The sequence below is a fragment of the Paracoccus versutus genome, from assembly GCF_000763885.1.
Taxonomy (GTDB): Bacteria; Pseudomonadota; Alphaproteobacteria; order Rhodobacterales; family Rhodobacteraceae; genus Paracoccus; species Paracoccus versutus.
Window position 1 is genome coordinate 35,205 of the sequence record NZ_JRKO01000019.1, and the last position, 19,882, is coordinate 55,086.

Sequence of the window (19,882 nt, forward strand, 5' to 3'; positions counted from 1 at the left end):
ACAGGCATATGGCTAAAACCATCGTCGTGAAGCAGATCGGCTCGCCGATCCGCCGCCCGGCCGTCCAGCGCGAGACGCTGAAGGGCCTGGGCCTGAACAAGATGAACCGCACCCGCGAGCTGGAAGATACCCCGGCCGTGCGCGGCATGGTCGCCAAGATCCCGCATCTGGTGACCATCGTGGAAGAGCGCGGCTGATCCCGCCACGTCTTTCCCAGGCATTGCATCGAAAACGCCCCGGAGCTGCTCCGGGGCGTTTTTTCTTGGCCCGTTAACCCTTTGCTAACGGCTTGTCCCTAGGCTGCCGCCAGGACCGCGCCCGCAGGAAAGGAGCCAGATGTGCCGCGCCCGCTGCTCTGCCTTGCGCTTGCCGTCCTGTTGCTGGCCGGCGCGGCCTCGGCCAGTCCCTGGCCGCGGGCGGTGAATGGCGTGTTCCTGGCGCTGTCGGGCGAACGCGACGCCGCCGGGCACAGCTATGCCGGGCTTTACGCTGAACTGGGGCGTCGGCCGCGGCTGACGGTCGGGGTCGAACTGGGCCGCTCCAGCGCCGGCGAGACCAGCAGCCTGGTCTGGCTGCAGCGCGCGCTGGACCGGGGCAGGGGGCCGGACCGCTGGGCCGCCTCGTTGGGCCTGGGTGCGGTGGAACGTCGCGGCCAGCCGATGCCGGTGGCTCAGGCCACGCTGGGTTGGGGCAGGGTTTTTGACGACCTGCCCTTGCTGCGGCGCGTTCGGGGCGGGGGCTGGGTATCGGCCGAGCTGCGCCACAAGCTGGCGGGCGCGCTCAGGGATGAAGAGGAAATGGCTGCGCTGGCCGCTCGGGACGCCAGGGCGCTGAGCTATCTGACGGCCGAGGCGACGACCAAGGCCGAGGTGACGGTGGGGTGGCACATGACCGAGGCGCTGATGCTGATCCATCAGCTGCGGCTGGAGGATCGCGAGGACACCGGCTTTTCCGCCAAGCTCGCGGTCTCGGCGGTGCGCGACCTGTTCGGGCCTGCCAAGCTGGAACTGGGCCTGGTCGAGCCGCTGTCGGGACCGGGCGAGCGCGCGGTCAGGCTGGGGCTGTGGGTGGAGTTCTGAGACGGCCCAGGCCCGCGGGACGGGCCGGGCGCGGCGCTGAGCGGGCGATGGGCTTGCCGGAGCGGCGGGGCGCGGGCGCTTCGGCCATGCCAACTTGACCCAGCCGTGAACAGCCGATAGAAGCCGCCGGTGTTCCCTTGGGATCACGACTCGAACAAGCAAGAAACGCCGCGTTCGCCCCCTTTCGCTTCATGGGGCGTTTCCGGCCAAGGAGAAGCGACATGAAACTGCATGAACTGCACGACAATCCCGGCGCCAACCGCAAGAAAAAGCGCGTGGCGCGCGGCCCCGGCTCGGGCAAGGGCAAGACCGCCGGCCGTGGTATCAAGGGCCAGACCTCGCGTTCGGGCGTGGCGCTGAACGGCTATGAAGGCGGCCAGATGCCGCTGTATCGCCGCCTGCCCAAGCGCGGCTTCAGCAAGCCGAATCGCCTGGAATTCGCGGTGGTGAACCTGGGCCAGCTGCAGGCCTTCGTCGAAGCGGGCAAGCTGGATGCGAAAGCCGACGTGTCCGAGGACGCGCTGGTCGCCGCCGGCGTCATCCGCCGCAAGCTGGACGGCGTGCGCGTGCTGGCCAAGGGCGAGATCAAGGCCGCGCTGAACCTGACCGTGGCCGGTGCGTCGAAAGCCGCGGTCGAGGCCATCGAGAAGGCCGGCGGCAAGATCACCGTCACCCGCCCGGCCAAAGAAGCAGCCGCGGCCGAATAAGTTGTTGAAGGGCGCGCCCGCGCCCCATAGATAGCTGTCAAGTTTTCCAGGCGCCGCGGGATCGGGAAACGATCCGGCGGCGCTGCCACGAAGGGGCACAAGCATGGCGTCAGCCGCAGAACAGATGGCCGCGAACCTTTCCTGGGGCGCGCTCGGCAAGGCGACCGAGTTGCGCCAGAGGATCTGGTTCACGCTCGGACTTCTCATCATCTATCGTCTCGGCACCTATATCCCGGTGCCTGGCATCGACGGCGCCGCGCTGCGCAACTTCATGGAGCAGGCCCAGGCCGGCATCGGCGGCATCCTGTCGATGTTCACCGGCGGCGCGCTGGGGCGGATGGGCGTCTTCGCGCTCGGCATCATGCCCTATATCTCGGCCTCGATCATCGTGCAGCTGCTGGCCTCGATGGTGCCGGCGCTGGAGCAGCTGAAGAAAGAGGGCGAGCAGGGCCGCAAGAAGATCAACCAGTATACCCGCTACGGCACGGTGGCGCTGGCGCTGTTCCAGGCCTGGGGCCTGGCCGTCAGCCTGGAACACGGCAACCTGGCGCATGAGCCGGGGATGTTCTTCCGCGCCTCGGTGGTCATCACCCTGGTCGGCGGCACCATGTTCCTGATGTGGCTGGGCGAGCAGATCACCGCCCGCGGCATCGGCAACGGCATCTCGCTGATCATCTTCGTCGGCATCGTGGCCGAGATCCCCGGCAGCCTGGCGCAGTTCCTGGCCCAGGGCCGTTCGGGCGCCGTCTCGACCCCGGTGATTCTGGGCGTGATCCTCATGGTCGCCGCGGTGATCGCCTTCGTGGTGTTCATGGAGCGCGCGCTGCGCAAGATCCACATCCAGTATCCGCGCCGCCAGGTCGGGATGAAGGTCTATGACGGCCAATCGTCGCACCTGCCGATCAAGGTGAACCCGGCGGGGGTGATCCCGGCGATCTTCGCCAGCTCGCTTCTGCTGCTGCCGGTGACGATCTCGACCTTCTCGGGCAACCAGACCGGGCCGATCATGTCCACGATCCTGGCCTATTTCGGCCCCGGCCAGCCGCTCTACCTGCTGTTCTTCGCGGCGATGATCGTGTTCTTCACCTATTTCTACACCTTCAACGTCAGCTTCAAGACCGAGGACGTGGCCGAGAACCTGAAGAACCAGGGCGGCTTCATCCCCGGCATCCGGCCCGGCAAGCGCACCGAGGATTACCTGACCTATGTGGTGACGCGGGTGCTGGTGATCGGCTCGGCCTACCTGGCCTTCGTCTGCCTTCTGCCCGAGATCATCCGCGACCAGCTGGCGATCCCGTTCTATTTCGGCGGGACTTCGGTGCTGATCGTGGTCAGCGTCGTCATGGACACGATCAACCAGGTGCAAAGCCACTTGCTCGCCCATCAATACGAAGGTTTGATCGAGAAATCGCAACTGCGCGGCAAGCGGGGCAAGGCCGGGGCGGCGGCCAAGCCGCGCAAGGCGCCGGCGCGCCGTTAAGGGGTAAACCCACCAAAAAGGGTAGGAGAGGGACGACGACATGGCGATCAACATCATTCTGCTGGGCCCGCCCGGCGCAGGCAAAGGCACCCAGGCCCGGCGGCTGATCGAGGAGCGCGGGCTCGTCCAGCTCTCGACCGGCGACATGCTGCGCGAGGCCCGCAACTCGGGCACCGAGATGGGCAAGCGCGTGGCCGAGGTGATGGACCGCGGCGAGCTGGTGACGGACGAGATCGTCATCGGCCTGATCCGCGAAAAGCTGGGGCAGGGCGGCAAGGGCTTCATCTTCGACGGCTTCCCGCGCACCCTGGCGCAGGCCGACGCGCTGCAGGCGCTGATGGCCGAGATGGACCAGCGCATCGATGCCGTGATCGAGATGCGGGTGGACGATGCGGCGCTGGTCTCGCGCATCTCGGGCCGCTTCACCTGCGGCAATTGCGGCGAGGTCTATCACGACGTGACCAAGCCGACCAAGGAGCCGGGCAAATGCGACGTCTGCGGCTCGACCGACCTGCGCCGCCGGGCCGACGACAACGAGGAAAGCCTCAAGACCCGGCTGATGGAATATTACAAGAAGACCTCGCCGCTGATCGGCTATTACTATGTCAAGGGCAACCTGAACCCGGTCGACGGCCTGGCCGAGATCGACGAGGTGGCCGCCCAGGTCGCCAAGGTGATGGACAAGATCCCGTCCTAGGCTTGACCTCGGACGGCGAATCCCTTATTTCGCAGCATCTCGCAAGAGAATCACCCGGATGTCCTGGGTGTCGCTTCAAGGCCCGGAGGCTTGGCTTTCGGGTCTTTGGTTGTGAAAAAAGGTTCCGGCGCTACGGAACCGCAACATGGAAAAGGAAACACGCGTGGCTCGTATTGCTGGCGTCAACATTCCGACCGGGAAACGCGTCCCGATCGCCCTGACCTATATCCACGGGATCGGCTCGAAATTCGCCGACGAGATCGTCACCGCCGTCGGCATCGACCCGACCCGCCGCGTGAACGAGCTCTCGGATGCCGAAGTCCTGAAGATCCGCGAATACATCGACGCCAACTATACCGTCGAAGGCGACCTGCGCCGCGAGACGCAGATGAACATCAAGCGCCTGATGGACCTGGGTTCCTATCGTGGCCTGCGCCACCGTCGCGGCCTGCCGGTTCGCGGCCAGCGCACCCACACCAATGCCCGCACCCGCAAGGGCCCGGCGAAGCCCATCGCCGGCAAGAAGAAGTAAGGGGGAACGGACATGGCACGCGATAAAACCCGTATCAAGCGCAAGGAACGCAAGAACATCGCCACCGGCGTGGCGCATGTGAACTCGTCCTTCAACAACACCAAGATCCTGATCTCGGACGTGCAGGGCAATGCGATCTCGTGGTCGTCGGCCGGCACCATGGGCTTCAAGGGCTCGCGCAAATCGACCCCCTACGCCGCGCAGATGGCCGCCGAAGACGCCGGCAAGAAGGCGCAGGAACACGGCGTCCGCACGCTGGAAGTCGAAGTGCAGGGCCCCGGCTCGGGTCGCGAATCGGCGCTGCGCGCGCTGGCCGCGGTCGGCTTCAACATCACGGCGATCCGTGACGTGACCCCGATCGCGCATAACGGCTGCCGCCCGCCGAAGCGCCGCCGGGTCTGATCCTTTGGGATTTTGACGCGTCCTGCGCGGGGCTGTCCCGTGCGGGGCGCGCTTTACGCATTTCACCTCGGGCGTTTCCGGCCACGGTCATGGGGCGGGAACTGGTATGGAGGCAAACGCATGATCCACAAGAACTGGGCCGAACTCATCAAGCCCACCCAGCTTGAAATCAAGCCGGGCGCCGATTCGTCCCGCGTGGCCACCGTGGTCGCGGAACCGCTGGAGCGCGGCTTCGGCCTGACGCTGGGCAATGCGCTGCGCCGGGTGCTGCTGTCGTCGCTGCAGGGCGCGGCCATCACCTCGGTGCAGATCGACAACGTGCTGCACGAATTCTCGTCCGTCCCCGGCGTGCGCGAGGACGTGACCGATGTCGTGCTGAACCTCAAGGGCGTGACGCTGAAGATGGACGTCGACGCGCCCAAGCGCCTGACGCTTTCTGCCAAGGGTCCGGGCGAGGTCAAGGCCGGCGACATCCAGGAAACCGCCGGCATCACCATCCTGAACCGCGACCATGTCATCTGCCACCTCGACGAGGGGGCGGAGCTGCACATGGAACTGACCGTCGCCAATGGCAAGGGCTATGTCGCCGCCGACAAGAACCGCCCCGAGGACGCGCCCATCGGCCTGATCCCGATCGACGCCATCTTCTCGCCGGTCAAGCGCGTCAGCTACGAAGTCACGCCCACCCGCGAGGGCCAGGTTCTGGACTATGACAAGCTGACCATGAAGGTCGAGACCGACGGTTCGCTGACCCCGGAAGACGCCGTGGCCTATGCCGCCCGCATCATCCAGGACCAGCTGTCGGTCTTCGTCAACTTCGACGAGCCGGAAACCGCCACCCGCTCGGATGCCGAGGACGGGCTGGAGTTCGATCCGCGCCTGCTGAAGAAGGTGGACGAGCTGGAGCTGTCGGTGCGTTCGGCGAACTGCCTGAAGAACGACAACATCGTCTATATCGGCGACCTGATCCAGAAGACCGAGGCCGAGATGCTGCGCACCCCGAACTTCGGCCGCAAGTCGCTGAACGAGATCAAGGAAGTGCTGTCCGGCATGGGCCTGCACCTCGGCATGGATGTCGTGGACTGGCCGCCGGAAAACATCGAGGATCTGGCCAAGCGTTTCGACGACCAGTTCTGAGTTCCGGGGGCGGCGACGCCCCCGCAAGACGGGCATCCCGCCCCAAGGAGAGCGGCCCGCACGCATGGGCCGCCGGACAAAGCAAAAAGACGTCATAGGAGATCATCATGCGTCACGCCCGCGGCTATCGCCGCCTGAACCGCACCCACGAGCACCGCAAGGCGCTTTTCGCCAACATGGCCGGCTCGCTGATCGAGCATGAGCAGATCAAGACCACCCTGCCCAAGGCCAAGGAACTGCGCCCCATCGTCGAGAAGCTGATCACCCTGGCCAAGCGCGGCGATCTGCACGCACGCCGGCAGGCCGCCGCCCAGCTGAAGCAGGACGCCCATGTCGCGAAACTGTTCGACGTGCTTGGCGCCCGCTACAAGGAGCGCCAGGGCGGCTATGTCCGCATCATGAAGGCCGGCTTCCGCTATGGCGACATGGCCCCGATGGCGATCATCGAATTCGTCGAGCGCGACACCAGCGCCAAGGGCGCGGCCGACCGTGCCCGCCTGGAAGCCGAATCGGCTGCCGACGAATCGTAAGAAATTTAACCCTTTCTTAGGGTTAAGCGATCATTGACGCCCGCAGCCATCGCCATGGCTGCGGGCTTTTTGCAACAGTCCACGATTCATGTGATCGGCGGCTAAGGGGAACGAATCCGTTCATTTTCGTGCGAAAGTTGCACCGTCCATTAGGAAACGCACGGGAATTGCAGCAAGCGCGACGGCTTGCGCCCGGAGGGCAAAGACGGCTATGCCTTGCCGTGCCGACGGGCTGACCCGACGGCATTCCGAAAAACGTCGCTCGCAAGCACGGTATTGCTTGAATACACTGAGAACCGTGCCATTTTTCGTTGTAACCCGAAGAAAACGCAATCTGTCCAAAAAGTCATGTCGTCTCGCGCGGAAATCAATGCAGCACTCGCCAAGCTGAAAAAGCTTGCTCCGGCGGGCTATTTCATCGGGCTGCACATTCGTTTCGCTGCACCGTTGATGCAGTTCCAGACCTATAACAAGGAATGGGCCCAGCGCTATTCCGAACGGGCCTATGCCCTGCGCGACCCCACCATCGCCTGGGGCTTCTCGACCACCGGCGCCTGCCGGTGGAGCGTGCTGCCCATTCCAGACCCGTTTTCGATTCTCCAGGACGCGGCCGATCACGGGCTGCACTATGGTCTGGTCGTGGCGCATGGGCCGATCAAGTCGCGCACCATCGCGGCCTTCGCCCATGACAAGCGGGAATTCACGGATGACGAGATCGATGTGATCTCGGCAACGCTACGACGGCTTCACGAAATCACGGAGCCGCCGGAGAGCCTGACGAAGGCTCAGCAAGAGGCCCTTCGGTGTATCGCAGAGGGGGATCGTCATGCAGCGGCGGCTGCCAAGCTTGGTATAACGGAAAGCGCATTCAAGGCACGTCTCATCTCGGCACGCGAACGACTCATGGCGCGCACGACGGCCGAGGCGCTGCAACGGGCCAAGGATTACCGCTTGCTGTAATACGGTTCGTCCGCCGTTGCGGTTTACACCTGGGGGCCACCACCACCAAGAACCCCAGGAGAAGACCATGCAGACCACCACACTTTCCTTCGCCAACCTCCACAACCACGGCGAGCTGTTCGCCAACATCTTCCGCGCCCGCAAGCAAAGCTTCATCGTCCAGAAACGCTGGAACCTGCCCCAGACCGACGACATGGAGTTCGACCAGTACGACACGCCGATGAGCCGCTGGGTGGCGATCCACGAAAACGGCCGGGTTCTGGCCGGCGTGCGCCTGACCCCCACCACGGCGCGCTGCGGCATGTATTCCTACATGATCCGCGATGCCCAGCTTGACCTGCTGGGCGGCTCGATCCCGCAGAACCTGCTGGACGAACAGGCGCCGGTCGAGCCGGGCACCTGGGAAGCCAGCCGGCTGTTCGTCGACCACACCATCCCGCAGCGCGAACGCCGCCGGGTGCATTTCAACCTGGTGCAGGAGATGACCAATTCGGCGCGTGAACTGGGCGCCTCGCGTCTGGTGTGCCTGGTCGCCTCGACCTGGCCGCGCTGGCTGGTGCCCTGCGGGCTGGACGCGCAGGCCATGGGCCCGGTGGTCTGGATCGACGACGGCTATTTCCAATGCGTCTCGATCAACCTGGCGGCCAAGATGCACTGATGCGGCGCGCAGGGTGGAGGGCCTTTCGCGCATGATGCGGGCGGCGTAACATGTCGCCCGCATGGCAGACCTATTCGACACCGCGCCCACCTCGGGCGAAGCTGCGCGCCCGGTGGCGCGTCCCCTGGCCGACCGGATCCGCCCGGCCAGGCTGTCCGATGTCATCGGCCAGGACAAGGTTCTTGGCCCCGACGGCCCGCTGGGCGCCATGCTGGGCGCCGGCAGCCTGTCCTCGCTGATCCTCTGGGGCCCGCCGGGGGTCGGCAAGACCACCATCGCCCGCCTTCTGGCGCAAGAGACGGACCTGGCCTTCGTGCAGATCTCGGCGATCTTTTCCGGCGTGCCGGAGCTGCGCAAGGTGTTCGACGCCGCCCGCCTGCGCCGGAGCCAGGGCCGCGGCACCCTGCTTTTCGTCGACGAGATCCACCGCTTCAACAAGGCGCAGCAGGACAGCTTCCTGCCGCATATGGAGGACGGCACCATCACCCTGGTCGGTGCCACCACCGAAAACCCCAGTTTCGAACTGAACGCCGCGCTTCTGTCCCGTGCCCAGGTCATCGTGCTGGAGCGGCTGGGCCTGGCGGACCTCGAGCGCCTGGCGCAGCGGGCCGAGCAGGAACTGGGCCGCGCCCTGCCGCTGACCGGCGAGGCCCGCGATCGGCTCTTGGAGATGGCCGACGGCGACGGCCGCGCGGTGCTGAACCTGATCGAGCAGGTGATGGCCTGGAAGGTCAAGGGCAAGCTCGACCCCGAGGCGCTGGCGCAGCGGCTGATGCGGCGCGCGGCGAAATACGACAAGTCGGGCGACGAGCATTACAACCTGATCTCGGCCCTGCACAAATCGGTGCGCGGCAGCGACCCGGACGCGGCGCTCTACTGGCTGTCGCGGATGCTGGAGGGGGGCGAGGATCCGCGCTATCTCGCCCGCCGCCTGACCCGCATGGCGATCGAGGACATCGGCCTGGCCGATCCGGCCGCGCAGCGCCATTGCCTGGACGCCTGGGCGCTTTACGAGCGGCTGGGCAGCCCCGAGGGCGAACTGGCGCTGGCCCAGGCCACGATCTATCTGGCGCTGGCGCCCAAGTCGAATGCCGGCTATGCCGCCTACAAGGCGTCGCGCGCCCTGGCGCGGCGCTCGGGCAGCCAGATGCCGCCCAAGCATATCCTGAACGCGCCGACCGGGCTGATGTCGGAACAGGGCTATGGCGCCGGCTATGCCTATGACCACGATGCCGAGGACGCCTTTTCGGGCCAGAACTATTTCCCCGACGGCATGAAGCGCCCGGTCTTCTACCTGCCCGTCGAGCGGGGATTCGAGCGCGAGCTGAAAAAGCGCGTTGAATGGTTCGCCGGGCTGCGTCAGAAGCGGCGGGCAGAGGACAAAGCATGAAACACACTTTCCTTCAGGTCGCGCTGGGTGGGGCCTTGGGCTCCGCGGCGCGCTATGGGGTCAATATCCTGGCCGGGCGGCTGACCCCCGGCTTTCCGCTGGGCACGCTGAGCGTGAACATCGCCGGCTGCCTGGCCATGGGGCTGCTGGCGGCCTTGCTGGCGCATCGGGGCGGGCAGCACCTGGCGCCCTTTCTGCTGACCGGGGTGCTGGGCGGCTTCACCACCTTCTCCGCCTTCGCGCTGGACACGATGACGCTGTGGGAACGCGGCGCCGCCGCCACCGCGCTTGGCTATGTGCTGGGCTCGGTCCTGCTGTCGCTGGCGGCGGTGATCGCCGGGCTGGCCATCGGCCGGGGGCTTTTCGCATGAGCGGCGTGCAGACCATCCGCGTCGGCGCGGACGAGGGCGAGCAGCGCATCGACCGCTGGCTGAAGAAGCGATTCCCGCAGCTGACCCAGGGCGCGGTCGAGAAATGGTGCCGCACCGGCCAGTTGCGCGTCGACGGCGGCCGGGTCAAGGCCAATACCCGCATCGAGGCCGGGCAGGAGGTGCGCATGCCGCCGCTGCCCGAGGGCGCGCCGCCGCCCGCCCAGCCGAAAGCGTCGGTGAAGCAGTCCGATGCCGAGATGATCCAGTCCTGCGTGCTCTGGCGCGACGAGCATATCATCGCGCTGAACAAGCCGCCGGGCCTGCCCTCGCAGGGCGGCTCGGGGCAGGGCGACCGGCATGTGGACGGGCTGACCGCGGCGCTGATGTTCGGCTACAAGGACCGGCCCAAGCTGGTGCATCGGCTGGACAAGGACACGTCGGGGGTGCTGCTGCTGGCGCGCACCGACCGGATCGCGCGGGCGCTTTCCGAGGCGTTCCGCCACCGGCTGACCCGCAAGATCTACTGGGCCGCCGTGGCCGGGGTGCCGCATCCGCGCATGGGCTCGATCAAATACGGGCTGGTCAAGGCGCCCGGCCGCGGCCGGGGCGGCGAGGGCGAGAAGATGATGGCCGTCCACCCCTCGGCCGTCGCCACGACCGAGGGTGCCAAGCGCGCCCATACCGACTATGCCGTGCTGGATGCGCTCGGCGGGCGCGTCAGTTGGGTTGCCATGGTGCCCGTCACCGGCCGCACCCACCAGCTGCGCGCCCATATGGCCGAGATCGGCCATCCCATCGTCGGCGACGGCAAATACGGCGGCTCGGGGCAAGAGAACCTGGGCGACGGCTGGGGCGCCCAGCTGGGCGGAGAGATCAGCCGCAAGCTGCACCTGCACGCGCGCATGATCCGCTTCGAGCATCCGATCACCAAGAAGCTGATCACCGTGACCGCGCCCTTGCCCGATCACATGAGCCGCACCTGGAAGACGCTGGGCTGGTCGGAAAACGACGTGCCCGAAGACCCCTTTGCCGAGACAGCATGAAACTGGTCATCTTCGACATCGACGGCACGCTGGTCGACAGCCAGCTTGAGATCACCCAGGCGATGAACCGCGCCATGCAGGGCGCGGGCCTGCCCGAGATGGAGCCGGCGCGCATTCTCTCCATCGTCGGCCTGTCGCTGCCGGTTGCGGTGGCGCGGCTCTTGCCCGGTGCCGGTCCCGACCTGCACGAGCGCGTCGTGGCCGGCTATCGCGAATCCTTCATCGCCTCGCGCGCGGCGGGGGCGCTGCCGCCGCTTTATCCGGGCGCGCTGGACTGCCTGGACGCGCTGGCCGCGCGCGACGAGATGCTGTTGGGCATCGCCACCGGCAAGCCGGCGCGCGGGCTGGCGGCGATCCTGGACGCGCATGGGCTGACCCGGCGCTTCATCACCCGGCAATCGGCCGACGGCCATCCATCCAAGCCGCATCCGGCGATGCTGGAAAGCGCGCTGTCGGAAACCGGCGTCGCGGCGGGACGTGCGGTCATGGTGGGCGATTCCACCTTCGACATGGAAATGGCGCGGGCGGCCGGGGTTGCCGGCTACGGCGTCGGCTGGGGCTTTTGCCCGGCCGAGGAACTGGATGCCGCCGGCGCGCATCTGGTCGCGCCCGACTATCCCGCGCTGACTCGCGCGCTGCTGGAGTGGGCCGATGAGTGAATGGAAGGCGCGCCGTTTCTGGGCATCCGTCGCGATCCACAAGGAAGCCGATGGCGGCTGGAGCGTGCTTCTGGACGAACGTCCCCTGCGCACGCCCGGCAAGCAGCCGCTGCGCCTGCCGACCGAGGCGCTGGCGCTGGCCGTGGCCGAGGAATGGCAGGCGGTGCGGGATGTGATCGACCCCAACGCCATGCCGCTGACCCGCGCGGCCAATTCCGCCATCGAAAAGGTCATGCCGCAATTCGACGCGGTGGCGGCGATGCTGGGCGAATATGGCGGCACCGACCTGCTGTCCTATCGCGCCGATGCGCCCGAGGCGCTGGTGCGCGCCCAGGCCGAGGGCTGGGATCCGCTGATCGACTGGGCGGCGACCGAGCTTCGCGCGCCGCTGCGCATCACCCATGGCGTGATCCCGGTGCCGCAGGATCCGGTCGCGCTGCTGAAACTGCGCGCAGAGGTCGCAGCCCTCGATCCCTTCGGCCTGACGGCCTTGCACGATCTGGTGACCTTGCCCGGCTCGCTGGTCCTGGGGCTGGCGGTGATCCGCGGCCGCATCGACGCCGAGGCCGCCCATGCCCTGTCCCGGATTGACGAGGAATTTCAGGCACAACGCTGGGGCCGCGACGACGAGGCCGACGAGGCGGCCGCCGGCCGGCTGGCCGCGATGCGCGATTCTGAGCGGTTCTGGCTTCTCAGCCGCGGCTGACGGGCGCGTTTTGGTTCTTTCTTGACGCATCCGCCTCCATCGGCACAATGCCGCTTATGGGGGTAACGAATGCCCCTTGCTCAAACGGGCTCGCCAACGGCCCTATAGACGGCGCATTCCTGGGCGAGACCCGGAACAACAGTGGGGAAATCAATGAAGAAATCTGTATTCTTCGGCTCTGTGACGGCGGTCGCGCTGGCGGCCTCGGGTGCTTTGGCCGCAGAGGGCGACACGCTGAAAGAGGTCAAGGCCCGCGGCGTGCTGAACTGCGGCGTGAACACCGGCCTGATCGGCTTTGCCGCCCCTGACGCGAACGGCAACTGGTCGGGCTTCGACGTCGCCTTCTGCAAGGCCGTGGCCGCGGCGGTGCTGGGCGACGCGACCAAGGTGAAATACGTGCCGACCACCGGCCAGACCCGCTTCACGGCGCTTTCCTCGGGCGAGGTGGACCTTCTGGCCCGCAACTCCACCTGGACCTTCCAGCGCGACACCGACCTCAAGCTGGATTTCATCGGCGTCAACTACTACGACGGCCAGGGCTTCATGGTGCGCAAGGATCTGGGCGTTTCCTCGGCCAAGGAGCTGAACGGGGCCACGATCTGCATCCAGACCGGCACCACGACCGAACTGAACCTGGCCGATTACTTCAAGGCCAACAACATGGACTATCAGCCGGTCAACATCGACAGCAACGCCGAGGGCGAACAGCAATACATGGCCGGCGCCTGCGACGCCTATACGACCGACGCCTCGGGCCTGGCCGCGACCCGCGCCAGCTTCGCGGACCCGGAAAACCACATCATCCTGCCCGAGATCATCTCGAAAGAGCCGCTGGGCCCGGCGGTGCGCCATGGCGACAACAACTGGGGCGACATCACGCGCTGGACGCTTTACGCGCTGATCGCGGCCGAGGAATACGGCGTCACCTCGGCCAATATCGACGAGCTGGCGAAAAGCTCGAACAACCCCGAGGTCCAGCGCCTGCTGGGCACCACCGACGAGCTGGGCAAGATGATCGGGCTTGACGCCGAATGGGCCAAGCGCGCCATCAAGGCCGGCGGCAACTACGGCGAGATCTTCGCCGCCACCATCGGCGAACAGACCCCGATCGGGTTGGCGCGCGGGTTGAACGCGCAATGGACCCAGGGCGGTCTGATGTATGCGATGCCCTTCCGGTAATCGCATCTGAACAAGGGCGTGCGGGGGCGCGTGCCCTCCGCGCGCCCCCGAACGAAAACCGGCAAGCCAGAGGCCAAAGGCCCGACATTTCCGCCGGTCACAGGGGGTTACTACATGGTCGCTTATACGGGGGCGGACAATCCGCCGTTCCGGTTGTCGATGCTGATCTATGATCGGCGCTATCGCTCGCTGACCCTGCAAGCCATCGTCTTCATCCTGGTGATGCTGGCGGCGAGCTGGCTGATCGACAACACGCTGCGCAACCTGTCCGCCATGGGCAAGACGCTCAGCTTCGATTTCCTGTTCCGGCGCGCCGGATACGACATCCCGCAGCAGCTGATCCCATACAATTCCGACGACACCCATCTGCGCGCGACCGTGATCGGGCTGCTGAACACGCTGCTCGTCTCGGTGCTGGGCTGCATCGCGGCGACGGTCCTGGGCGTGATCGTGGGCGTGCTGCGGCTGTCCTCGAACTGGCTGATCGCGCGGCTGATGACGGTCTATGTCGAGGTCTTCCGCAACATTCCCCTGCTTTTGTGGATCCTGGTCTGCCTTGCGATCTTTACCGAGGTGATGCCGCCGCCCAACGCCTATCGCGGCGAGAACCCGGCCGCGAGCATGATCCTGTTCGACACCATCGCGCCGACCAACCGCTATACCGCCATCCCCTCGATCGGCATGACCAACCCGCCCGGCACCATCTCGCTGGGGCGCGAGGGGATCAGCTGGGCCTTCGTCGCCTTCGTCGTGGCCATCGCCGCCGCCTTCGTCGGGCGCCGGCTGCTGCGGAGCCGGGCGCAGCGCATCCAGGACCGGACCGGCAAGCGGCCGACGACCTGGTGGATCAGCCTGGCGATGTTCGCGCTGCCGGTGCTGTTCCTGACCTGGTATTTCGGCCTGCACCTGATCCCGCCGGTGCTGCGCGGCTTCAACTTTGCCGACGGCATCAACCTGGACAACGCCCTGGTGGTGCTGTGGCTGGCGCTGACGCTTTATACCGGCGCCTTCATCGCCGAGATCGTGCGCGCCGGCATCCTGGCCGTCAGCAAGGGCCAGACCGAGGCGGCCTTTGCCCTGGGCCTGCGGCCGCGCCGGACCATGTCGCTGGTGGTGCTGCCGCAGGCGCTGCGGGTGATCGTGCCGCCGCTGATCTCGCAATACCTGAACCTGACCAAGAACAGCTCGCTGGCCATCGCCGTCGGCTACATGGACCTGCGCGGCACGCTGGGCGGCACCACGCTGAACCAGACCGGGCGCGAGATGGAGGCGATGGTGCTGATGATGGGCATCTACCTGGCGCTCAGCCTCATCATCTCGGCCGGGATGAACATCTTCAACGCCCGCGTCAAGCTGAAGGAGCGGTGAGATGAGCGAGACGCATTCCGAAACCGTCGCCTATGTGCGCGAGACGATGCTGCCGCCCGAGCCGCCGCCCCTGGCCGAGACCGGCGCGATCAAATGGCTGCGCGAGAACCTGTTTTCCGGGCCGCTGAACATCGCGCTGACCTTCGTCGGGCTGGGCATCGTCTGGCTGGTGGTCAGCACCGTGGGGCCGTGGCTGTCGCATTCGGTCTGGAACGCCGGCAGCATGGCCGAGTGCCGCCAGATCATCGCCCAGACCTGGGGGGAAGGCGCGACGGGCGCCTGCTTCGCCCTGATCAAGCATCGCTGGAACCAGTTCCTGTTCGGCTTCTATCCGCAGGCGCTTTACTGGCGGCCGGTGCTGGCCTTCGGCCTGCTGTTCCTGGCGCTGGCGCCGGTCTTGTTTTCCGAAAGCACCAAGGCGCGGCGCGTGGTGCTGGGCCTGTCGCTGGCGCTGACCTTCGTCTTTGCCGCGCTGCTCGGGGCGCCCATGGGCGCGCTGCTGGGCATGGCGGTGCTGATGCTGCTCTGGGCCGCGCTGATCGAGACGCGCCCGCGCTGGTCGCTGCTGGCGAGCCTGGCCTATCCCTTCATCGCCGTCTGGCTGCTCTGGGGCGGCTCGCTGTGGAGCGAGGCGATGGTGCTGGCGGGCTTCTGCCTGGGGTTCGTGGTCTGGCGGCTGCTGGCGGCGCGGTTCGGGCTGCTGGCCTTTGCGCTGGCGGTGATGGCGACGGCGGCCTGGTGGCTGCTCTTGGCCGGCCCGCTGGCTTCGGTGCTGGCCGGGGTGCTGCCCTTGCGGCTGCGTCCGGTGTCCTCGGACCAGTTCGGCGGCTTCGTGCTGTCGATCACCATCGGCGTCGCCGGCATCGCGCTCTCTCTGCCGCTGGGGGTGATCCTGGCCTTGGCGCGGCGCTCTGACCTGCCGGTGATCAAGCTGCTGGCGGTGATGTTCATCGAGTTCATCCGCGGCGTGCCGCTGATCACGCTGTTGTTCGTGGCCTCGCTGCTGCTGAACTATTTCCTGCCGCCGGGGACGAATTTCGACATCATCCTGCGGGTCATCATCATGGTGACGCTGTTTGCCGCCGCCTATATGGCCGAGGTGATCCGCGGCGGGCTGGCCGCCCTGCCCAAGGGCCAATACGAGGCCGCCGACGCGCTGGGGCTGGACTACTGGAAGGCGCAGCGGCTGATCGTGCTGCCGCAGGCGCTGAAGATCAGCATTCCCGGCATCGTCTCGACCTTCATCGGCATGTTCAAGGACACGACGCTGGTCGTCTTCGTCGGGCTGTTCGACCCCTTGAAGGCCATGGCCGACACCATCCGCGCAAGCTTCGAATGGAAGGGTGCCTATTGGGAGCCCTATATCTTCGTCGGCGCGATCTTCTTCATCCTCTGCTTCGGCATGTCGCGCTATTCCATGTATCTGGAACGCCGGCTGAAGCGCGACCACCACTGAGGAGGCGCATATGACCACCCGAACCACCGCGATCCCCGCCGCAAGCGACGAAGCCGCGATCGAGATCGTCAAGCTGAACAAATGGTATGGCACCTTCCACGTGCTGCGCGACATCGACCTGGTCGTCGGCAAGGGCGAGCGCATCGTCATCGCCGGGCCCTCGGGCTCGGGCAAGTCCACGCTGATCCGCTGCATCAACCGGCTGGAGGAACACCAGTCCGGCAAGATCATCGTGGACGGGACCGAGCTGACCCACGACCTGAAGAACATCGACAAGGTGCGCTCCGAGGTCGGCATGGTGTTCCAGCATTTCAACCTGTTCCCGCACCTGACCATCCTGGAGAACTGCACGCTGGCGCCGATCTGGGTGCGCAAGATCCCCAAGCGCGAGGCCGAGGAGACGGCCATGCATTTCCTGACCAAGGTCAAGATCCCCGAGCAGGCGCATAAATACCCCGGCCAGCTGTCGGGCGGCCAGCAGCAGCGCGTGGCCATCGCCCGCGCGCTGTGCATGCGCCCGCGGATCATGCTGTTCGACGAGCCGACCTCGGCGCTGGACCCCGAGATGATCAAGGAGGTTCTGGACACGATGATCGAACTGGCCGAGGACGGCATGACCATGCTTTGCGTGACCCATGAGATGGGCTTTGCGCAGGCGGTGGCGCATCGGGTGATCTTCATGGACCAGGGCCAGATCGTCGAGCAGAACACGCCGAAGGAGTTCTTCAACAACCCGCGGTCCGAACGCACCAAGCTGTTCCTGAGCCAGATCCTGGGGCATTGAGCGGCGCAAGCGGCGCGGCCGCGGGGGACTTCGCGTCCCCCGTCCGCCGCCGGCGCGGCGGACTCCCCCTGCGGGATATTTCTCCACGGAAGAATGCCAGGCGGGCGGGCCGGCGCCGGGAATGACGAGATCGACCTGGGGAGCGACGACGATCTTTACGGCGCCCATGACCTGGGCGCCCTCGACGGCGGCTCGGGCAATCACGCGATCATCGGCGGTGCGGGCCGCGACCGGATCGAGGATCACGGCGGCGCGGTCTTCATCGATGGCGAGCATGGTAACGACCTGATCCTGTCGCCCGACGCCTCGGACCCCGAGCGGCTCGACACGCTGCTGGGCGGCACGGGCGACGATGCGATCCATGCCGGGGCGGGCGATCTGGTCGAGGGCGGCGATGGCGCCGACCTGATCGTGCTGCGCAGCGATGCGGGCGGTGCGGCCGACATCGCCTATGCCGGCGGGGACACCATCGCCATCACCCTGGCCGAGGACTATGCCGGCGCCGAGGAATATGTGCTGGTGCTGGACGGCGACGATATGCGCGTGGTGCTGGATGGCGAGGACATGGCCATCCTGCGCGATACCCTGGTTCGCGACGTCGGCGCGATCACCCTGGACGCAAGGGCGCGGAGACCTGATCGGGGGCAGGGGTCATGGAGAAGGCGCGCGGGGCCGGCCCGTGCGCCTTTTCGACTATCTGCGCCCAGGGGGTCAGATCGCGGACTTGCGCGATTCCTCGAGGTAGATCTCGCGCAGGCGGGTCGCCACCGGGCCGGGCCGGCCGCTGCCCAGCGCCACGCCGTCGATCTCGACCACCGGCATCACGAAGGCCGAGGCCGAGGTGAAGAAGGCTTCGTCCGCCGCCTGCGCCTCGGCGATGGTGAAGGGGCGTTCCTCGATCTGCATCTGCGCCTCGGCCGCATAGCGCAGCAGCGAGGCGCGGGTGATGCCGTGCAGGATGTCGTTGGACAGCGGGCGGGTGACGATCCGGCCGTCCTTGACGATATAGGTGTTGTTCGAGGTGCCCTCGGTCACGAAGCCGTCCTCGGTGAACCAGGCGTCGTCGACGCCCTGGTGCTTGGCCTCCATCTTGGCCATCGAGGGATAGAGCAGCTGCACCGTCTTGATGTCGCGCCGGTGCCAGCGCAGGTCGGGGATCGAGATCACCCGGATGCCGGTCTTGGCCTGCGGATTGTCGGCAAGGCCGGGCTTGGACTGGGTGAACATGACCACGGTCTGCGGCGTGTCCTCGGGCGGATAGGCGAAGTCGCGGTCGCCGGGATTGCCGCGGGTGACTTGCAGGTAGACCATGCCCTCGACCACCTCGTTCAGCGCCACCAGCTGGCGATGCGCGGCCAGCCATTCGTCGTCGGTCAGCGGATTGCCCATGCCGAGTTCGGCCAGCGAACGGGTCAGCCGCGTCATGTGGCCGGCAAAGTCCAGCAGCTTGCCCCCCAGCACGCTGGTCACTTCGTAGACGCCGTCGCCCATCACGAAGCCGCGGTCGAAGATCGACACCTTGGCTTCGGCTTCCGGCAGATAGTCGCCATTCAGATAGACGGTGCGGGTCATGTCGTTTCTCCTGTCCCAGGGCCTGCTAGCGCGGTCCTGCGCCGAAAGCGGCAGGGCGTCAAGATGCGGGGGTTTTCGCAGGTGCAAAATCAGCTTGATGCAGCCGCAGCAATTATCTATCAGTTTCGCAGCGCCGTTTGAAACATCCTTACCCGAAAGGCAAGCCATGTCCTTCCGCACGCAACCCCCCGCGCCCGCCCGCCTGAACCGCTGCCAGCTTTTCGGCCCCGGCTCGCGCGCGGCGCTGTTCGAAAAGATGGCCGGCTCGGCCGCCGACGTCATCAACCTGGACCTGGAGGATTCGGTCGCCCCCGACGACAAGGAGCAGGCGCGCCGCAACGTGATCCAGGCCGTCGGCGACATCGACTGGGGGACCAAGACCCTGTCGGTCAGGATCAACGGGCTGGACACCCCCTGGTGGTATCGCGACGTGGTCGACCTGCTGGAGCAGGCCGGCGAGCGGTTGGACCAGATCATGATCCCCAAGGTCGGCAATGCCGCCGACATCTATGCGGTGGACGCGCTGGTGACGGCGATCGAGGCGGCCAAGGGCCGGCAGAAGCGCATCGGCCTGGAGGTCATCATCGAATCCGCCGCCGGCATCGCCCATGTCGAGGAGATCGCGGCATCCTCGCCCCGCCTGCAGGCGATGAGCCTGGGCGCGGCGGATTTCGCCGCCAGCATGGGCATGGCCACCACCGGCATCGGCGGCACCCAGGAAAACTACTACATGCTGCATGAGGGTGCGAAATACTGGTCCGACCCCTGGCACTGGGCGCAGACCGCCATCGTCGCCGCCTGCCGCACCCATGGCGTGCTGCCGGTGGACGGCCCCTTCGGCGATTTCAGCGACGACGAGGGCTTCCGGGCGCAGGCCCGCCGCTCGGCCACGCTGGGCATGGTCGGGAAATGGGCTATCCATCCCAAGCAGGTGGCGCTGGCCAACGAGGTCTTCTCGCCCAGCGAAAAGGCCGTGACCGAGGCGCGCGAGATCCTGGCCGCGATGGAGGAAGCCAAGCGGACCGGCGCCGGCGCGACGGTATACAAAGGTAGACTGGTTGACATAGCGTCCATCCGTCAGGCACAAGTGATCGTGCGTCAGGCAGAGTTGATCGAAGCCTGATCGGCAAGAGATACCTGGGCGGCTACGCGGGGAGGCTGGCCGCCATGAC

The 19,882-nt window shown here is 66.6% G+C and carries 22 protein-coding genes; 21 read left to right on the forward strand and 1 reads right to left on the reverse strand.

Features of this window, described 5'->3' with window-relative positions; all coding sequences use genetic code 11:
• The first annotated feature begins 8 nt into the window (after nt 1-8).
• From rpmD to IT40_RS10385, 20 genes are all read left to right on the forward strand, one after another.
• The gene (gene rpmD / locus IT40_RS10290) at nt 9-197 is read left to right on the forward strand and encodes a 50S ribosomal protein L30 (protein ID WP_036754182.1); all 189 of its coding nucleotides are present in this window, start codon (nt 9-11) and stop codon (nt 195-197) included.
• A 141-nt stretch (nt 198-338) separates the two neighbouring features.
• Nucleotides 339-1,079 (forward strand): hypothetical protein, encoded by a 741-nt coding sequence (locus IT40_RS10295; RefSeq protein ID WP_052095853.1) that lies wholly within the window; start codon nt 339-341, stop codon nt 1,077-1,079.
• Nucleotides 1,080-1,300: 221 nt separating this feature from the next.
• Complete coding sequence (gene rplO / locus IT40_RS10300; RefSeq protein WP_036754184.1) at nt 1,301-1,786, forward strand: 50S ribosomal protein L15; 486 nt, start codon at nt 1,301-1,303, stop codon at nt 1,784-1,786.
• 103 nt (nt 1,787-1,889) lie between these two features.
• Nucleotides 1,890-3,266, forward strand: coding sequence for a preprotein translocase subunit SecY (gene secY, locus IT40_RS10305; protein WP_072462396.1), 1,377 nt, complete (start codon nt 1,890-1,892; stop codon nt 3,264-3,266).
• Nucleotides 3,267-3,306: 40 nt separating this feature from the next.
• Nucleotides 3,307-3,963, forward strand: coding sequence for an adenylate kinase (locus tag IT40_RS10310; RefSeq protein WP_036754188.1), 657 nt, complete (start codon nt 3,307-3,309; stop codon nt 3,961-3,963).
• Nucleotides 3,964-4,126: 163 nt separating this feature from the next.
• Nucleotides 4,127-4,495, forward strand: coding sequence for a 30S ribosomal protein S13 (rpsM, locus tag IT40_RS10315; protein ID WP_036754304.1), 369 nt, complete (start codon nt 4,127-4,129; stop codon nt 4,493-4,495).
• A 12-nt stretch (nt 4,496-4,507) separates the two neighbouring features.
• On the forward strand, nt 4,508-4,897 hold the full coding sequence (rpsK, locus tag IT40_RS10320; protein WP_011747123.1) for a 30S ribosomal protein S11: 390 nt from the start codon (nt 4,508-4,510) through the stop codon (nt 4,895-4,897).
• A gap of 120 nt (nt 4,898-5,017) precedes the next feature.
• The gene (locus tag IT40_RS10325) at nt 5,018-6,034 is read left to right on the forward strand and encodes a DNA-directed RNA polymerase subunit alpha (RefSeq protein WP_036754191.1); all 1,017 of its coding nucleotides are present in this window, start codon (nt 5,018-5,020) and stop codon (nt 6,032-6,034) included.
• Nucleotides 6,035-6,141: 107 nt separating this feature from the next.
• Nucleotides 6,142-6,564: a 50S ribosomal protein L17 gene (gene rplQ, locus IT40_RS10330; RefSeq protein ID WP_036754193.1), complete on the forward strand. Its 423-nt coding sequence runs from the start codon at nt 6,142-6,144 to the stop codon at nt 6,562-6,564.
• A 348-nt stretch (nt 6,565-6,912) separates the two neighbouring features.
• Nucleotides 6,913-7,524, forward strand: coding sequence for an autoinducer binding domain-containing protein (locus IT40_RS10335; RefSeq protein ID WP_011747126.1), 612 nt, complete (start codon nt 6,913-6,915; stop codon nt 7,522-7,524).
• Nucleotides 7,525-7,591: 67 nt separating this feature from the next.
• On the forward strand, nt 7,592-8,182 hold the full coding sequence (locus IT40_RS10340) for an acyl-homoserine-lactone synthase (protein ID WP_036754195.1): 591 nt from the start codon (nt 7,592-7,594) through the stop codon (nt 8,180-8,182).
• A 61-nt stretch (nt 8,183-8,243) separates the two neighbouring features.
• The gene (locus IT40_RS10345) at nt 8,244-9,572 is read left to right on the forward strand and encodes a replication-associated recombination protein A (protein WP_036754198.1); all 1,329 of its coding nucleotides are present in this window, start codon (nt 8,244-8,246) and stop codon (nt 9,570-9,572) included.
• Entirely contained in the window at nt 9,569-9,943 is a 375-nt protein-coding gene (crcB, locus tag IT40_RS10350; RefSeq protein WP_036754200.1) for a fluoride efflux transporter CrcB, read from the forward strand. Before IT40_RS10345 ends, crcB begins: the two co-directional genes overlap by 4 nt.
• Nucleotides 9,940-10,986, forward strand: coding sequence for an RluA family pseudouridine synthase (locus IT40_RS10355; RefSeq protein ID WP_036754203.1), 1,047 nt, complete (start codon nt 9,940-9,942; stop codon nt 10,984-10,986). The genes crcB and IT40_RS10355 overlap by 4 nt, the downstream gene beginning before the upstream one ends.
• Nucleotides 10,983-11,645: an HAD-IA family hydrolase gene (locus IT40_RS10360; protein WP_036754206.1), complete on the forward strand. Its 663-nt coding sequence runs from the start codon at nt 10,983-10,985 to the stop codon at nt 11,643-11,645. Before IT40_RS10355 ends, IT40_RS10360 begins: the two co-directional genes overlap by 4 nt.
• The gene (locus IT40_RS10365) at nt 11,638-12,351 is read left to right on the forward strand and encodes an ATP12 family chaperone protein (protein ID WP_036754208.1); all 714 of its coding nucleotides are present in this window, start codon (nt 11,638-11,640) and stop codon (nt 12,349-12,351) included. Before IT40_RS10360 ends, IT40_RS10365 begins: the two co-directional genes overlap by 8 nt.
• Nucleotides 12,352-12,504: 153 nt before the next feature.
• Entirely contained in the window at nt 12,505-13,530 is a 1,026-nt protein-coding gene (locus IT40_RS10370; protein ID WP_036754210.1) for an amino acid ABC transporter substrate-binding protein, read from the forward strand.
• A 114-nt stretch (nt 13,531-13,644) separates the two neighbouring features.
• On the forward strand, nt 13,645-14,898 hold the full coding sequence (locus tag IT40_RS10375) for an amino acid ABC transporter permease (protein ID WP_036754213.1): 1,254 nt from the start codon (nt 13,645-13,647) through the stop codon (nt 14,896-14,898).
• Between the two features lies 1 nt (nt 14,899).
• Complete coding sequence (locus tag IT40_RS10380) at nt 14,900-16,354, forward strand: amino acid ABC transporter permease (protein ID WP_036754216.1); 1,455 nt, start codon at nt 14,900-14,902, stop codon at nt 16,352-16,354.
• A gap of 10 nt (nt 16,355-16,364) precedes the next feature.
• A complete protein-coding gene (locus IT40_RS10385; RefSeq protein ID WP_036754218.1) occupies nt 16,365-17,138 on the forward strand; it encodes an amino acid ABC transporter ATP-binding protein in 774 nt (257 codons plus the stop codon).
• A gap of 711 nt (nt 17,139-17,849) precedes the next feature.
• Here IT40_RS10385 and IT40_RS10390 read toward each other — a convergent pair.
• Complete coding sequence (locus tag IT40_RS10390) at nt 17,850-18,710, reverse strand: D-amino-acid transaminase (RefSeq protein ID WP_036754220.1); 861 nt, start codon at nt 18,708-18,710, stop codon at nt 17,850-17,852.
• Nucleotides 18,711-18,876: 166 nt separating this feature from the next.
• Here IT40_RS10390 and IT40_RS10395 point away from each other — a divergent pair, with 166 nt between their 5' ends.
• The gene (locus tag IT40_RS10395; RefSeq protein ID WP_036754223.1) at nt 18,877-19,833 is read left to right on the forward strand and encodes an L-malyl-CoA/beta-methylmalyl-CoA lyase; all 957 of its coding nucleotides are present in this window, start codon (nt 18,877-18,879) and stop codon (nt 19,831-19,833) included.
• Nucleotides 19,834-19,882: the final 49 nt, after the last annotated feature.

Excerpts from the sequence above, each read along its gene's own strand:
- rpmD (WP_036754182.1), top strand. The coding sequence starts at position 9 with ATGGCTAAAACCATCGTCGTGAAGCAGATCGGCTCGCCGATCCGCCGC.
- rplO (WP_036754184.1), top strand. The coding sequence starts at position 1,301 with ATGAAACTGCATGAACTGCACGACAATCCCGGCGCCAACCGCAAGAAA.
- secY (WP_072462396.1), top strand. The coding sequence starts at position 1,890 with ATGGCGTCAGCCGCAGAACAGATGGCCGCGAACCTTTCCTGGGGCGCG.
- IT40_RS10310 (WP_036754188.1), top strand. The coding sequence starts at position 3,307 with ATGGCGATCAACATCATTCTGCTGGGCCCGCCCGGCGCAGGCAAAGGC.
- rpsK (WP_011747123.1), top strand. The coding sequence starts at position 4,508 with ATGGCACGCGATAAAACCCGTATCAAGCGCAAGGAACGCAAGAACATC.
- IT40_RS10325 (WP_036754191.1), top strand. The coding sequence starts at position 5,018 with ATGATCCACAAGAACTGGGCCGAACTCATCAAGCCCACCCAGCTTGAA.
- rplQ (WP_036754193.1), top strand. The coding sequence starts at position 6,142 with ATGCGTCACGCCCGCGGCTATCGCCGCCTGAACCGCACCCACGAGCAC.
- IT40_RS10335 (WP_011747126.1), top strand. The coding sequence starts at position 6,913 with ATGTCGTCTCGCGCGGAAATCAATGCAGCACTCGCCAAGCTGAAAAAG.
- IT40_RS10340 (WP_036754195.1), top strand. The coding sequence starts at position 7,592 with ATGCAGACCACCACACTTTCCTTCGCCAACCTCCACAACCACGGCGAG.
- IT40_RS10345 (WP_036754198.1), top strand. The coding sequence starts at position 8,244 with ATGGCAGACCTATTCGACACCGCGCCCACCTCGGGCGAAGCTGCGCGC.
- crcB (WP_036754200.1), top strand. The coding sequence starts at position 9,569 with ATGAAACACACTTTCCTTCAGGTCGCGCTGGGTGGGGCCTTGGGCTCC.
- IT40_RS10355 (WP_036754203.1), top strand. The coding sequence starts at position 9,940 with ATGAGCGGCGTGCAGACCATCCGCGTCGGCGCGGACGAGGGCGAGCAG.
- IT40_RS10360 (WP_036754206.1), top strand. The coding sequence starts at position 10,983 with ATGAAACTGGTCATCTTCGACATCGACGGCACGCTGGTCGACAGCCAG.
- IT40_RS10365 (WP_036754208.1), top strand. The coding sequence starts at position 11,638 with ATGAGTGAATGGAAGGCGCGCCGTTTCTGGGCATCCGTCGCGATCCAC.
- IT40_RS10370 (WP_036754210.1), top strand. The coding sequence starts at position 12,505 with ATGAAGAAATCTGTATTCTTCGGCTCTGTGACGGCGGTCGCGCTGGCG.
- IT40_RS10375 (WP_036754213.1), top strand. The coding sequence starts at position 13,645 with ATGGTCGCTTATACGGGGGCGGACAATCCGCCGTTCCGGTTGTCGATG.
- IT40_RS10380 (WP_036754216.1), top strand. The coding sequence starts at position 14,900 with ATGAGCGAGACGCATTCCGAAACCGTCGCCTATGTGCGCGAGACGATG.
- IT40_RS10385 (WP_036754218.1), top strand. The coding sequence starts at position 16,365 with ATGACCACCCGAACCACCGCGATCCCCGCCGCAAGCGACGAAGCCGCG.
- IT40_RS10390 (WP_036754220.1), bottom strand. The coding sequence starts at position 18,710 with ATGACCCGCACCGTCTATCTGAATGGCGACTATCTGCCGGAAGCCGAA.
- IT40_RS10395 (WP_036754223.1), top strand. The coding sequence starts at position 18,877 with ATGTCCTTCCGCACGCAACCCCCCGCGCCCGCCCGCCTGAACCGCTGC.